The organism is Glaciimonas immobilis (genome assembly GCF_011947285.1).
In the GTDB taxonomy this organism is placed as follows: Bacteria; Pseudomonadota; Gammaproteobacteria; order Burkholderiales; family Burkholderiaceae_D; genus Glaciimonas; species Glaciimonas immobilis.
Genome location: NZ_JAAOZT010000001.1, coordinates 20,160 through 34,812 on the forward strand (window position 1 = coordinate 20,160; position 14,653 = coordinate 34,812).

Annotated in this window: 15 protein-coding genes; 14 read left to right on the plus strand and 1 reads right to left on the minus strand. The window is 50.3% G+C overall.

Annotated elements, in window-relative coordinates:
- Positions 1-202 precede the first annotated feature (202 nt).
- From HAV38_RS00080 to coq7, 11 genes are all read left to right on the plus strand, one after another.
- Positions 203-1,150 (plus strand): amino acid ABC transporter substrate-binding protein, encoded by a 948-nt coding sequence (locus HAV38_RS00080; RefSeq protein ID WP_168051220.1) that lies wholly within the window; start codon positions 203-205, stop codon positions 1,148-1,150.
- A gap of 156 nt (positions 1,151-1,306) precedes the next feature.
- Positions 1,307-2,059, plus strand: a complete 753-nt coding sequence (locus HAV38_RS00085; protein WP_168051222.1) for an amino acid ABC transporter permease — start codon at positions 1,307-1,309, stop codon at positions 2,057-2,059.
- A 2-nt stretch (positions 2,060-2,061) separates the two neighbouring features.
- Positions 2,062-2,757 (plus strand): amino acid ABC transporter permease, encoded by a 696-nt coding sequence (locus tag HAV38_RS00090; RefSeq protein ID WP_168051224.1) that lies wholly within the window; start codon positions 2,062-2,064, stop codon positions 2,755-2,757.
- Positions 2,758-2,837: 80 nt separating this feature from the next.
- Entirely contained in the window at positions 2,838-3,563 is a 726-nt protein-coding gene (locus tag HAV38_RS00095) for an amino acid ABC transporter ATP-binding protein (RefSeq protein ID WP_168051226.1), read from the plus strand.
- Between the two features lie 535 nt (positions 3,564-4,098).
- On the plus strand, positions 4,099-5,139 hold the full coding sequence (gene pyrC / locus HAV38_RS00100; RefSeq protein ID WP_168051228.1) for a dihydroorotase: 1,041 nt from the start codon (positions 4,099-4,101) through the stop codon (positions 5,137-5,139).
- A 227-nt stretch (positions 5,140-5,366) separates the two neighbouring features.
- Positions 5,367-5,987 carry an ANTAR domain-containing response regulator gene (locus HAV38_RS00105; protein ID WP_168051230.1) on the plus strand — a complete coding sequence of 207 codons (621 nt, stop codon included), beginning with the start codon at positions 5,367-5,369 and terminating at the stop codon, positions 5,985-5,987.
- A gap of 346 nt (positions 5,988-6,333) precedes the next feature.
- Complete coding sequence (locus tag HAV38_RS00110) at positions 6,334-7,608, plus strand: CmpA/NrtA family ABC transporter substrate-binding protein (RefSeq protein ID WP_168051232.1); 1,275 nt, start codon at positions 6,334-6,336, stop codon at positions 7,606-7,608.
- A 65-nt stretch (positions 7,609-7,673) separates the two neighbouring features.
- Positions 7,674-8,576 carry a nitrate ABC transporter permease gene (ntrB, locus tag HAV38_RS00115; RefSeq protein ID WP_168051234.1) on the plus strand — a complete coding sequence of 301 codons (903 nt, stop codon included), beginning with the start codon at positions 7,674-7,676 and terminating at the stop codon, positions 8,574-8,576.
- A gap of 108 nt (positions 8,577-8,684) precedes the next feature.
- Positions 8,685-9,488, plus strand: a complete 804-nt coding sequence (locus HAV38_RS00120) for an ABC transporter ATP-binding protein (protein ID WP_168051236.1) — start codon at positions 8,685-8,687, stop codon at positions 9,486-9,488.
- 73 nt (positions 9,489-9,561) lie between these two features.
- Positions 9,562-10,446: a DUF3025 domain-containing protein gene (locus HAV38_RS00125; RefSeq protein WP_168051238.1), complete on the plus strand. Its 885-nt coding sequence runs from the start codon at positions 9,562-9,564 to the stop codon at positions 10,444-10,446.
- Positions 10,447-10,464: 18 nt separating this feature from the next.
- Positions 10,465-11,091, plus strand: coding sequence for a 2-polyprenyl-3-methyl-6-methoxy-1,4-benzoquinone monooxygenase (gene coq7 / locus HAV38_RS00130; RefSeq protein WP_168051240.1), 627 nt, complete (start codon positions 10,465-10,467; stop codon positions 11,089-11,091).
- 186 nt (positions 11,092-11,277) lie between these two features.
- Here coq7 and HAV38_RS00135 read toward each other — a convergent pair whose 3' ends face one another.
- Complete coding sequence (locus HAV38_RS00135) at positions 11,278-11,724, minus strand: OsmC family protein (RefSeq protein WP_168051242.1); 447 nt, start codon at positions 11,722-11,724, stop codon at positions 11,278-11,280.
- Positions 11,725-12,382: 658 nt separating this feature from the next.
- On the opposite strand from HAV38_RS00135, the gene rplM reads away from it, so the two are divergent.
- The 3 genes from rplM (at position 12,383) to argC (ending at position 14,630) form a co-directional block, all read left to right on the plus strand.
- Complete coding sequence (gene rplM / locus HAV38_RS00140) at positions 12,383-12,811, plus strand: 50S ribosomal protein L13 (RefSeq protein ID WP_108442890.1); 429 nt, start codon at positions 12,383-12,385, stop codon at positions 12,809-12,811.
- 9 nt (positions 12,812-12,820) lie between these two features.
- Complete coding sequence (gene rpsI / locus HAV38_RS00145; protein ID WP_108442889.1) at positions 12,821-13,213, plus strand: 30S ribosomal protein S9; 393 nt, start codon at positions 12,821-12,823, stop codon at positions 13,211-13,213.
- 379 nt (positions 13,214-13,592) lie between these two features.
- The gene (gene argC / locus HAV38_RS00150) at positions 13,593-14,630 is read left to right on the plus strand and encodes an N-acetyl-gamma-glutamyl-phosphate reductase (RefSeq protein ID WP_168051244.1); all 1,038 of its coding nucleotides are present in this window, start codon (positions 13,593-13,595) and stop codon (positions 14,628-14,630) included.
- Positions 14,631-14,653: the final 23 nt, after the last annotated feature.

Here is a 14,653-nt window from a genome sequence, read left to right on the forward strand (position 1 = left end):
CCATTCGGTGATGCTGATGAATGAAACCATTTGGTGTTATTTATTTAGTATCGACTGTTTGCACTGGTGCGATTGCAGTACGGCGCAAGTTGATAATTAGATGGCTTTTCTATAATCGCTTGCGTTGATAAAATGACAGAGAAAGTTTCTCTGTTGCAGTGTGATTTTGTTAAACTAAACTATTATTTTCCGGGGAGTCGTTATGAAGGTATCAAAGTTAATCGTTGCGCTAATCAGCGTTGGTGTGATTGTTGGCGCGGCGCAAGCGCAAGAACTGACAGGTACGCTGAAGAAAATCAAGGATACTGGCACAATCACGTTGGGTGTTCGTGATTCTTCGATCCCGTTTTCATATCTGGATGACAAGCAATCGTATCAAGGTTACTCCATTGATTTATGTATGAAGGCAGCAACTGCTATCCAAAAGCAACTGGGTATGTCTGCATTGAATGTAAAGATGGTGCCGGTGACGTCAGCAACGCGTATTCCACTAATTTCAAATGGTGCTATCGATCTGTCTTGCGACTCTGCGACCAACAATCTTGAGCGTCAGAAAGTCGTTTCGTTTGCGCCGACGATGTTCGTTACAGCCAATCGTTTGCTGGCCAAAAAATCGGCCAACATTACCAAGCTTGACGATATGAAAGGTAAAACGATCGTATCTACTTCCGGTACGTCGAACCTGAAGCAGATCACCGAATTGAACGGCGAGCGTAAGCTGGGCATGAACATTCTGGCGGCAAAAGATCACGCTGAAGCTTTTTTGATGGTTGAGACAGGTCGCGCGGTTGCGTTCGCAATGGATGATATTTTGTTGTCGTCGCTTGCAGCAAGCTCAAAAAATCCAACCGATTACGCAATTACTACCGAAGCGTTGTCAGTCGAGCCGTACGGTATCATCGAACGTTCCGGCGATTTGCCTTTCAAAAAGGCAGTCGATACTGCATTAGCCAATGTCTATAAATCGGGCGAAATCAACAAGATTTACGCCAAATGGTTCTTGTCGCCAATCCCTCCAAAAGGAATTACCCTGAACATCCCGATGAGCCCGGAACTGAAGGCGGCCTTGGCCAAGCCAACGGATTCAGGCGAGCCATCTGTTTATGCAGTCGTGCCTGCCGCACAAAAAGAATCTTCCAAGAAAAAATAAAAAGCACCTATCTCAGGAGTCTGAAGGCTCCGGGAGCATCGGGGGGCGAAAGCCTCCCGTTTTGTTTTTGGCATGAATGTTGCTATAGAATACTAATACTTTTTAACGCCGGCATGGCCCTCAGAGATGACGGCTAATGTTTAACAGGGACTCAATATGCACTACAACTGGAACTGGAACATTTTCTGGCAAATGTCTCCCGATGGTGTCAGCACCTATATGGAAACCTTGCTGGTGGGGTTGAAATGGACGCTTGCCCTCTCGGCACTAGCGTGGATTATGGCGTTGGTGATTGGTACGATTGTCGGCACCATTCGCACGATGCCAAATAAATGGGCCGTGCGCATAGCCAACGGTTACGTTGAACTATTCCGTAACATCCCGCTATTGGTGCAAATGTTCCTGTGGTATTACGTCATGCCCGAACTGGTCCCGGCCAGTCTTGGAGGCTGGCTTAAAAGTTTACCGAATGCGTCGTTCATTACCGCTTTTCTCGCGTTGGGATTCTTTACTTCGTCCCGCGTTGCAGTACAAGTTTCAGCCGGAATTCATGCATTGCCACGCGGCCAAAAGCTGGCTGGTACTGCACTGGGCCTGACATTGCCCCAGACCTATCGGTTTGTGCTGTTGCCTATGGCTTTCCGCATCATCATTCCGGCATTGACTAATGAATTTGCAGCGATCATCAAGAACAGTTCAGTGGCGCTGACCATCGGCCTGGTGGAATTGACGGCTGCGACTTATTCGATGCGTGAGTTCACCTTCCAGACTTTCGAGTCGCTAACCGGTGCCACTGTCATTTACATCATCATCTCTAGTCTCGCGTTGTTATTGGCGCGCTATCTGGAGAAAAAAACAGCGATCCCGGGCTTTATTACGTCCGGCAGCGCTAGCACAGGAGGTCATTAATCATGTTTGCGAATTTTGACTTTGATGTAATTCAGCGCTCGTGGTTGTATCTATTTACGACCGGCATGAAATTTACGCTGTTGCTCACCATCTCGGCGATGATCGGCGGTATTTTCTTTGGTACTATTTTGGCCTTGATGCGGTTGTCGCATAGCAAAACGATTTCGTTCATCGCCACCAGCTATGTCAACCTGATTCGCTCGGTGCCACTGGTATTGGTGATTTTCTGGTTCTATTTCCTGATGCCGTTTATTGGTGCCTGGGTTACCGGCGCTTCACAACCGATTCAGGTCGATGCATTTTCCTCTGCCCTGGTAACGTTCATCTTATTTGAAGCTGCTTATTATTGCGAAATAATGCGCTCGGGTATTCAGTCGATTCCGCGAGGTCAGGTGTCGGCGGGCTACGCGCTCGGTATGAACTACTGGCAAATGATGGGCAACGTGGTATTGCCGCAAGCTTTCCGTAACATGATTCCTATCTTGTTCACACAAACAATCGTGTTGTTTCAGGACGTGTCGTTGGTCTATGTGTTGGGATCCGTGCCCGAGTTTGTCACCGTAGCGTCCAAGATCGCGCAGCGTGATGGTCGTCTGGTCGAAATGTATCTGTTTGTCGCAGTGGTCTATTTCGTCATGAGTTACGGCTTATCCACACTGGTAAAGAAATTGCAGGACAAGGTTGCGATTATTCGATAGCGCGCTTCCCTTGCCGCTGCTTTCAGGCGCGGCAAGAAAGAACATTTGCAAACTGCATTCAGTAATTTGGAGAATTATTCATGATTAAACTTAATAACGTCAGTAAATGGTACGGTCAGTTTCAGGTGTTGACCGATTGCACCACCTCTGTTGCAAAGGGCGATGTGGTGGTGGTGTGCGGTCCGTCCGGCTCCGGTAAATCGACGCTGATCAAAACAGTTAACGGCCTTGAGCCGTTTCAAAAAGGCGATATCAGCGTCGATGGTATTTCTGTCGGTGATCCTAAAACCAACCTGTCCAAATTGCGCGCGCGTATTGGGATGGTGTTTCAGAACTTTGAGTTGTTTCCGCATTTGTCGATTCGTGAAAATTTGACAATTGGTCAAGTGAAAGTACTGGGACGCAGCGTCAGCGAAGCAACCGAAAAAGGTTTGAAATATCTGGATCGCGTGGGCCTGATTGCGCAAAAAGATAAATTTCCCGGTCAGCTATCCGGTGGTCAGCAGCAGCGTGTCGCGATTGCCCGTGCGTTGTCGATGGATCCGATTGCGATGTTGTTCGATGAACCGACGTCAGCCCTCGATCCTGAAATGATTAACGAAGTACTCGATGTCATGGTCGGTCTGGCACAAGAAGGCATGACCATGATGGTGGTGACGCATGAAATGGGCTTCGCCAAAAAGGTCGCCAACCGCGTCATCTTTATGGATCAGGGCTTGATTGTCGAAGATTGCAAAAAAGAAGAGTTCTTCGGCGCGCCGCGTTCGGAACGTGCGCGCGACTTCCTGGCAAAAATTATTCATTAAAAATATAAGTACGTTTGTGCCTCATCATTGGTTAGGCACAAAAGACGTGGAAATCATAGGTTGAATGCTATTCAATCGACTATGTGAGCATTATCTGCCGCTTCAGCCTAAGGTTGAAGCGGCTTTTTTACGCGCCCTCTGTCGGCGTACTCGAACGCCTACAAGTATTGCGCGGCATTATTGGCAACGCCGATTATTCATCTGGGATGGATGGTCGTCATTGAATTATTGCGGGTGAAGTACGGAAGGGCGGCGCTTTAGCGGTAATTTTGGGCAATCGATCAAGGGGGCTGCGGTAAAATGCCGCAATACGTTAGTTGATTCTTATGTTTCTAGCTAAACCTGCCCAGTTTACTGAAACGCAATCCTGCTACACGATTGGTTGGCATGCCATCCGTCTTGCATTTCGGGATTCAGGAGATAGAAAGTTCGGATTTCCACGCTGATATGACTTTTATGACTACCCGAAATTTCCAATAATCCGTCCAAATAATCCGGTCTATGCTGGAACAATTTTTTGCAAAAGAGAGTGACGATGACTGATACCTTGACCATTACGCGCCCCGATGACTGGCATTTACATCTGCGCGACGGCGCAATGCTGGCCAGCGTCTTACCTGATACGGCACGCCAGTTTGGGCGGGCGATTGTCATGCCTAACCTTAAACCGCCAGTGACGACCGTCGCACAAGCGGCAGCTTACCGTGAGCGTATTTTGGCGGTCGTGCCGGAGGGAACCTCGTTTGAACCATTGATGACGCTCTACCTCACCAACAATACGCCGCCGGATGAAATCCGCCGCGCCAAAGACAGCGGCTTTGTTCACGCCGTTAAATTGTATCCTGCTGGCGCCACCACTAACTCCGATGCAGGCGTCTCCGATCTGGCCAAATGCTATAAAACCCTGGAAGTCATGCAGGAACTAGGCATGCCCTTTTTGGTACACGGCGAAGTGACCGATCCTGCTATCGATATTTTTGATCGCGAGGCGGTCTTCATTGAGCGCGTCATGCAGCCGTTGCGCCGTGACATGCCAGAGCTCAAAGTAGTTTTTGAACATATCACCACCAAAGAGGCGGCCCAGTATGTCGCCACTGCCGAGGGGCCGATTGCCGCGACCATTACCGCGCATCATTTACTGTATAACCGTAACGAGATTTTTAAAGGTGGGATTAGGCCCCATTATTATTGTTTGCCGATTCTCAAGCGCGAAGAGCATCGCCTTGCGCTGGTGCAAGCTGCGGTTTCCGGTAGTGATCGGTTTTTCCTCGGTACCGATTCCGCCCCGCATCCCAAGGGCCTGAAAGAGCATGCTTGCGGTTGTGCCGGTTGTTATACTGCATTGCATGCGATGGAGCTTTATGCGCAGGCATTTGAGGACGCGGGCGCACTAGATCAATTGGAAGCTTTTGCCAGCTTCAACGGTCCTGCCTTTTATAACCTGCCGCGCAATCAGGGGTTTGTAACGTTAAAACGTCAGAGTTGGACCATTCCAGCAGAATTACCGATGGGTGAAGCGACGATCGTGCCTTTAAATGGTGGTGAGACGATTAACTGGCAACTGATTGCACAATAGAGTGGCGCGCCCTTTAATATTAGGCGTGCGCCAGGCCCGCCTCTGAGGCGTCCGCTACCGGGCCCGGCTTCAATAGAGCGGGCTGGTGCGATTTTTGCATATTGTTTTTGAGGATGTGGCTTTATTGTTAGATGCCAATAGTTGTACATAAGTAAAGTTTTAAGTTTCGATGCCTGCATTTTTCTTCCTGCATATTTGTATTAACGACGTTCCACTGGCCATGCAACATGCTTAACCTTCGTATAGTAGTTGTCAATCCGGTCGCTATTGAAGGCGACGACGACCCTTCGTTCACCGCGCAGGCCGCGCGCAGTCACGCCTTGCGCATCGCATTGCTGGAGGCCGGATATAACATCATCGCATCGTTGCCAGCGGACTTGTACTTGCCGGAACGGATCGCGCAGATGCAGCCGGACATGATTATTATTGATGCCGAGTCCGACGCCCGAGACGTGCTGGAGCATGTCGTCATTGCCACGCGCGATGCGCGCCGGGCGATAGTCTTGTTTACCGAAGATGAAAAAAAATCCAGCATGGAGGCCGCAATGGCCGCTGGTGTGTCCGCCTATATTGTTGCGGGGCTACAGACCGCCCGCATCAAGCCGGTGCTTGAGGTGGCGATGCTGCGCTTTAATCAGGACCAAAAGCTCCTCAATGAGTTGTCGGATACCAAAACCAAGCTCGCGGATCGTAAAGTAATTGATCGCGCCAAAGGGTTGTTGATGGAACGCCAGCAACTGAGCGAGCAAGACGCTTATAAAAAATTGCGGCGTCTGGCAATGGATAAGAATCTGAAATTAGCCGAAGTCGCGCAGCGCGTGCTCGATGCTAATGATTTGCTGAGTTAACCCCAGCATTTTTGCTCGGCGAGTGTCTGTTTCGCAGGTCTTCCATGCATTTTTCTCCGCCAAGCCCGTACGCGCATACAACCCATTGCACCACTAAACACTGACAATTTGGTGCATTGCACGACGCCGGTGCGCGTCCAACTTACGTTACTCCCTATAACTTTCATAGTTGCTCCTAAGAACGCTGGCACGGCGCTTGCATACAGGTCTGCGTGCCAATGATGGTGCAACTGGACGTGGCCAATGGCGGTCGGTCCAATTAAGACAAAGGTGTCTTCCCGAATGACTGGTTCATTGGGGAAAGGCGCCTTTTTTTTATGGTCGAAATTTATCCGGAGCTGATGCTATGGAATTAAAAGTCGCAATACCAAAGAATGCTCCCGTTGCGTTAGAAAACGCTAAGCGCCGTCAGCTCATTCAAACCGCAACCATCGCCGCAGGAGCCAGTATGTTGGGATTGTCGAGTAGTGGCGTCTGGGCGGCTGGCTCAGATAAGCCAGAAAAAACGGAAGTCAAGATCGGTTTTATTCCATTGACCGATTGCGCCTCCGTAGTCATGGCCTCGGTGCTTGGTCTGGATAAAAAATACGGCATCAAAATAGTCCTCAGCAAAGAAGCATCATGGGCAGGCGTGCGTGACAAGCTTGCTAACGGCGACCTCGATGGTGCCCACGTTCTTTCCGGCCTGATCTATGGCGTACAAATGGGCATTGGCGGCCAGAAAAAAGACATGGCGATTTTGATGGGCCTGAACAACAATGGTCAGGCCATTACGTTATCCAAAAAGTTGGCCGATAAAGGTGCCGTAGATGGCCCGTCGCTAGCGAAATTGATGGCCAAAGAAAAGCGCGAATATACTTTTGCACAAACCTTTCCTACCGGCACCCACGCCATGTGGTTGTACTACTGGATGGCTGCAAATGGCATTAATCCGATGAAAGACGCCAAGGTTATTACCGTGCCGCCGCCGCAAATGGTGGCGAACATGCGCGTCGGTAATATGGACGGCTTTTGCGTTGGCGAGCCTTGGGGGCATCGTGCGATTGTTGACGGCGTCGGCATTACCGCTATCACGACCCAGGAAATCTGGAAAGATCACCCAGAAAAAGTTCTTGGTACCACCGCAGAATTCGTAAAGAATAACCCGAATACCTGCCGCGCTCTGGTCGCTGCGGTACTCGATGCCGGCAAATGGATCGATGAGTCGTTGGCGAACAAGAACAAGATGGCAGAAACCATTGCCGATAAATCGTATGTCAACACTAGCAAGGATGTGATTGACCAACGCATTATGGGACGTTATCAGAACGGTCTGGGCAAGACCTGGGACGACCCTAATTACATGAAGTTCTATAACGGCGGTCTGGTGAATTTTCCTTACTTGTCGGATGGTATGTGGTTCATGACGCAGCACCGTCGCTGGGGCTTGCTGAAGAGCGATCCGGACTATCTGGCAGTGGCCAGATCGGTCAGTCAGATTGATCTTTACAAAGACGCTGCAGCGATGACCAAAACACCCGTGCCGAAAGATGCGATGCGGACTTCGAAGCTGATGGACGGCGTTGTCTGGGACGGTAAAGACCCTAAAGCCTACGCGGCTTCGTTTAAGATCAGAGCCTGAACGGGTTCCTCATTTCCTTATACCCGCATGCGCCAGTCCAGCACATCGCTTAATCAGGAGTCAATATGAACGCAACCGTAACGTCCGCCATAGGTGAGCATGGCAACACCTCGACAGTCGCGCAAATAGAAGCAGGAGCAGTGCAAGTGAGCGCGACGCTGCCAAAAAAGTCGACCCGTCGCCGCAGTACCATTAGCCCCGGTGTTCAAGCAGTGGTAGCGCCTTTGGTCGGTCTGGCATTTTTGGTGATTGTCTGGGAGTTGATTGCGTTAAACAACAGTCAGTTTCCGACTCCGCTAGTGACCTTGAAGGAAGCTATTAAGCTTTTCGCTGATCCGTTTTATCGTACCGGACCAAACGATCAGGGCGTCGGCTGGAATATTTTGGCATCGCTTAAACGGGTCGCATTGGGATTTGGCATGGCAGCGGTGGTCGGGATTCCCTTAGGCTTTGTAATTGGCCGATTTCAATTTGTATCCAGCATGTTCGGACCGATTATCAGTTTGTTGAAACCGGTGTCACCGCTGGCCTGGTTGCCAATCGGTTTGCTGGTGTTTAAATCAGCAGATCCTGCTGCTATCTGGTCGATTTTTATCTGCTCAATCTGGCCGATGGTGATCAACACCGCCGTCGGCGTGCAACGGGTGCCACAAGACTATATGAACGTGGCGCGGGTCCTTAATTTGTCCGAATGGAAAATCATTACCAAAATCCTTTTCCCCTCGGTTTTGCCGTACATGCTAACGGGGGTCCGTTTGGCAATAGGTACTGCGTGGTTGGTAATTGTAGCGGCGGAAATGTTGACTGGCGGCGTTGGTATCGGGTTCTGGGTATGGGATGAATGGAATAACCTCAATGTTCCCCACATCATTATCGCCATCGTGGTGATCGGCGTGGTCGGGCTGATATTGGAGCAATTGTTGGTGGCGCTGGCTAAAGCGTTCACTTATGGGGAAGTCAGCTCCTAAAAAGTGCGCGTCAATCTCGGAAAACCGCGGCAGGAAAAAATATCTGCCGCTGATTCATGCCTCAGTCTCAGATAACAGATATCGGCTATAACCATACAGGGGAAAAAGATGGCACTCCGCGACGAAAAATTTATCGATATTCATCAGGCTGAAATGGTGTTTCACACACGCAAGGGCGACTTTCATGCGCTGCGTGAAATTAATCTGACAGTGCGTAAAGGTGAGTTTGTGACATTGATCGGTCACTCAGGATGTGGCAAATCAACGCTGCTTAATTTGATCGCCGGCTTACTGCAACCGAGCGACGGCGTTCTGCTGTGTGCAAATCGTGAAATTGCAGGGCCGTCGCCAGAGCGCGCGGTCGTGTTTCAAAATCACTCGTTGCTACCGTGGCTAAGTTGTTTTGAAAACGTTTTTCTCGGTGTAGAGCGGGTATTCTCTGCGACCGAAAGTAAGGCTGCCCTTAAAGAGCGCACCAATGCCGCCCTGGCGTTAGTCGGTTTGACGCCTTCGGCGCAAAAGCGGCCGAACGAAATTTCCGGCGGCATGAAACAGCGGGTCGGTATCGCCCGGGCATTAGCGATGGAACCAAAGGTGTTGCTAATGGACGAGCCATTCGGTGCCCTGGATGCGCTCACACGCGCTCATTTGCAAGATGAATTGCTAAAAATTGTCGCCAAGACCGAATCCACAGTGGTAATGGTGACCCATGACGTTGACGAGGCGGTGTTGCTATCTGATCGCATCGTTATGATGACTAACGGCCCCGCTGCGACAATTGGTGAAATAGTTGACGTGCGCTTGCCACGCCCGCGTGAAAGAGTGATGCTGGCGCAGGATCCTTTTTATGCGAAATATCGCACCACTGTGCTCGAATTCCTTTATCGGAAACAAATACGTGTGGCAGCTTGAGCAGGCCCCTGTTGGGATCTGCCTCTAGTAAACAGTTGAGGCCGTAGGGGCGGCAATGTAAAATGTCGACGCAATGCCTACGCCCTCATCTTCACTAGCTCATTTTCTCGACGTCATCGACTGGGAACAGCCATGGCTGACACCGTTGCGTACCTGTGGCTTCGGTATCTGCATCGGCACTGCAGATTGGCGTCATGCGATCAACACGATTGCCATCGCGCACGACATACGTAATCATCGCGACCACCCCATCAGATTTGTACCCCAGTCGGCATTGCCTGCCGATACCGCCTACGAAGCGTTTATCAGCGATACCGGTCAAATCCCCACACGCGAAAACCTGCATGATTTTTTCAATGCATTGATATGGTTATCATTCCCGCAAAGTAAGGCGCGTCTGAACGCGTTGCAAGCGGCAGAGTTATCCAAAGCTGGCACGTTATCCGGTAGCGGTAAGCCACGCGGGGCCGCACGCGACGCCGCGACCATCTTCGATGAAAATGCGGCGTTGCTGGTGGTCCGCGATGGAGCGGCCGGGCAGTCATTGATCGCGGCGTTAAGAGCGCATCAATGGCAGCAGGCGTTTATGGCGCAACGCTTGATGTTCGAGGCCGACCTTCAGGTATGGCTATTTGGCCATGCATTGGTAGAAAAGCTGGTGCGGCCGTATAAAGCGATTACGGCGCATACGCTCATATTGATGGCACCAGATGATTTTTTTGCGTTGGACGCTAACGCCAGACGCGCATGGATTGACCGGCGCGTGGCTGTGCACTTGATGGCGCACGGGATGACTATCGGTCAGCTGACGCCATTGCCGGTGCTGGGCGTGCCCGGCTGGTGCGCACAGCAGGATCATGCTTTTTATGCGGACAATGCGGTATTTCGTCCCAAACGTGCACCGATTACGGCTGACGACGACCGACTTGCCCTGCGCCTGATAAAATCATCAGATTGAATTATTATTGGTTGATATATGCAATTTCTAGATAAAGTGATTGTTGATTTTGATCGCGCATTACGCGTGATTGGTGGCGTCACCTCGGCGTCGCGGCCTAATCCCGCTGCGCACCTTCCCGAGAGCTTACTTGACGCCGCTGAGCAGCGCCATAGCGCCGGTTTAATGCGCGTTAATCACGTGGGCGAGGTCTGCGCACAGGCACTATATGACGCGCAAGGTCGATTTGCCCAAGGCGAATCGGTCAAACAACAGTTTGCCGAAGCCGGTCGCGAAGAAGCCGATCATTTGGCATGGACCGCCGAGCGTTTGCGTGAATTAGGATCGCGTATCAGTTTGCTTAATCCGCTGTGGTATGCAGGCGCATACGCACTAGGTACTGTCGCGGCGCGTCTGGGCGACGCGCGCAGTCTTGGGTTTGTTGCAGAAACAGAGCGTCAGGTCGAGCAACATCTGACCAGCCATCTGACCGAACTGCCAGAGCAGGACACCAAATCCCGCCTGATCATCAACCAAATGCGCGAGGATGAAATCGCCCACGGTGCTGCGGCCAAAGCGTTGGGGGCGACTGACCTTTCCGCGCCTGCGCAAAAGGTGATGCAAGCGATGTCAAAGGTGATGACGAGCGTGGCTTATTATATTTAAGCCAATGTTTTAAGCCGCGTCTGTAAGCCCTACGCCGTAATACCTGAGCGCCCGTTATTGCGGGGCGTTCTAAACTTAAGTTTTAACAAGCGTTGGGATTCAATCAGATCTACTGTCAACTAGTCAGCATCCTTAGGCCGGTTGCCGCGCAATTTCACTGAAACCAACGTCGGATTGTGCTTAGTGTCAACTATTCGGCGGCAACTCTGCCAAATCATCCACTATTTCATAGCTATGGGTCATTTCGGCCATTTTTTCCAGCATGATCGACGCCGAGCAATATTTTTCATGCGATAACTTGATCGCGCGCTCGACCACGTTCGGCTTTAGATTACGCCCACGTACTGTAAAGTGGAAATTAATCTTGGTGAATACCTTAGGATCTTTTTCTGCACGTTCCGAAGTCAATTTTACTTCGCAGCCGCGAATATCCTGGCCGCTTTTACGCAAGATCAATACAACATCGTAGGCGGTACAGCCACCAGTGCCAGCCAACACCAGTTCCATCGGACGCGGTGCCAGATTGCGACCGCCGCCGTCGGGTGCCCCATCCATCGTCACTGCGTGACCCGACCCGGTCTCCGCTAAAAAAGTCATGCCGGACAAACCGGTCCAGCGTACTGTGCATTCCATATGTTTTCTCGCTGATTAAGATAAATTAAGATCGGAATATTCTAACTGCTCTTGTTGATTGTTGTTGGTCTGCGAAGAGCGCGCAGCGCTAAAAAAGTATCCGCCAACAAGATCACTTGCATGTTGCTATGCAGCATTTTTGGTTGAAAAACTTCTATAGTTAGAAGAAAAATTCACGTTGTACCGTGATTTTTAGATGGGTTCATAGATAAATAGTGTGGATATTAAGTTTCCATTAATTTCTGCTTAAATTCTTGCGCTGCACAATTTGGTCTGCTAGTATAGACGCATTGAGTGCTGCAATCTTTGCTGGTATTCAATAAGCGTCTCCTCCACTTCCCCTTGATGTGGATTAAGCCCGAAATAAATATTTGGGCTTTTTTTTTGCCCGCGTGTGGGATGTAATACGGCAATCTTCACTGTCCGGTCAATGCAATACAACATTCTGGCGTCGCCTGGAATGAAAAAATCTACTTATTACCGCATTGCATTTGACGCCAAGTCATTGAAAACGTTATAATTTACGGCTCCGTTTGCTCAGGAGAAGATTACAAGGCAGAGTCTGGTGCTAAAAGCAAGACAATGACGTCAGCAGTGCGATGTTTTTGATAGCGCCGGAACCACCATTTGAGCGAATTAAACTAGTTAGGAAGTCAACATGAAAACTTTTTCCGCTAAAGGACATGAAGTCCAGCGTAATTGGTACGTGGTTGACGCGACGGACAAAGTCCTCGGACGTGTTGCCAGCGAAGTGGCACTCCGATTGCGCGGCAAACACAAACCTGAATTTACTCCGCACGTCGACACTGGCGATTTCATCGTCGTTATCAACGCTGGCAAATTGCGTGTAACTGGCGCAAAAGCAACCGACAAGACGTATTTCCGTCACTCCGGTTACCCAGGCGGTATCTACGAAACCAATTTCCAGAAAATGCAACAGCGTTTTCCAGGTCGTGCGCTCGAAAAAGCGGTCAAGGGCATGTTGCCTAAGGGTCCGCTTGGCTACGCCATGATCAAGAAGCTGAAAGTGTACGCTGATGGTTCCCATCCGCATGCTGCCCAGCAACCACTCGTACTTGAACTTTAAGGAATCGACATGATCGGTAACTATAATTACGGAACCGGCCGTCGCAAGAGTGCAGTTGCGCGCGTCTTCATCAAGTCCGGCTCTGGTCAAATCATCGTCAACGGCAAGCCAGCGAATGAGTATTTTTCGCGCGAAACCGGTTTGATGGTTATTCGTCAACCTTTAGTATTGACGAACAATGTCGAAACTTTCGACATTAAAGTCAATGTCAGCGGTGGCGGCGAGTCTGGCCAAGCTGGTGCAGTCCGTCACGGTATCACGCGTGCACTGATTGACTACGATGCAACTTTGAAGCCAGAACTGTCAAAAGCTGGTTTCGTTACACGTGATGCACGTGAAGTTGAGCGTAAAAAAGTTGGTCTGCGCAAAGCTCGTCGGGCAAAACAATTCTCGAAGCGTTAATTTTCGCTTTCAGAATCAAGAAAAACCGCCTGGCTTTTGCCCGGCGGTTTTTTTTTACCCATGCTGGCCCCGACCTCGGTCGCACTTTTCCGGGTAGTAGTATTGCCTTTTTTATGCAAATATTATCCCTCGGTTAATTTAAAAAACGTTATTTGCAGCGTTTGCTTGTGCGCGCAATAATGTGCAAAATTATTCGTGTGCCTGTGCAGAGTAAGTGTGGTCATGGCTGTTTGCGCGAGACTGCTAAAATAGTCAAAAATTGCGTACGGCAAAGGTCTTGCGCCCGGCAGATGCGTGGCTTTAGTTTGGTTATTACTGTGAGCGGCAATTAGTTTGACCTTCCATCGCGCTAGTGTAGTTTTTCAAGTAAGGATAAAAAATGATTAAGGTTGGTATCGTTGGTGGCACAGGATACACAGGCGTCGAATTATTGCGTTTGCTGGCAACGCATCCGCAAGTCCAGTTGATGTCGGTTACGTCACGCAAAGAAGATGGAACACCGATTGCCGACATGTATCCGTCCTTGCGCGGCCGCGTTAAGCTGGCCTTCTCCAGCCCTGAAAATGCGCATTTGGAGGACTGCGACGTCGTATTTTTCGCGACCCCCCACGGCGTTGCCATGGCGCAGGCACCAGCGTTACTGGCTGCGGGTGTTAAGGTGATCGATCTTGCAGCAGATTTTCGCCTGCAAGACACCGCTGTATTCGAAAAATGGTACAAAATGCCGCACAGCTGTCCTGATCTGCTAAAAGAGTCAGTATACGGCTTGCCTGAGCTGAACCGCGCTACGATCAAAAGCGCGCGCATCGTCGGCAATCCCGGCTGCTATCCGACGACTATACAACTGGGTCTGGCACCATTATTGAAAGCGGGCGTAATTGATGCTTCCAATCTGATTGCTGATTGCAAATCCGGTGTTTCTGGCGCTGGCCGTAAGGCGGAAATAGCCATGCTGTTTTCCGAGGCTAGTGATAATTTCAAGGCCTATGGTGTTTCCGGCCACCGGCATTTGCCAGAGACAGTGGAGCAACTGTCCAAATTAACGGATGACAAAGTCGGCTTGCTGTTTACGCCGCATCTGGTACCGATGATCCGGGGCATGCATTCAACGATATATGCACGTCTCACCCAAACCATCGATAACACTGCGCTGCAAGCGTTATTCGAAGACGCCTATAAAGATGAGCCTTTTGTCGATGTGATGCCGTTCGGCGCGCACCCCGAGACCCGTTCCACACGTGCCTCGAATATGTTGCGGATTGCCTTGCATCGTCCGAATGATGGTGATACGGTCGTTGTGCTCGTGGTGCAGGATAATCTGGTCAAGGGTTCATCCGGTCAGGCAGTGCAATGTATGAATCTGATGTTTGGACTGGAAGAAACAACCGGTTTGATGCACGTTCCAGTCATGCCATGATGTTGACCGACTCTCTACTGGAA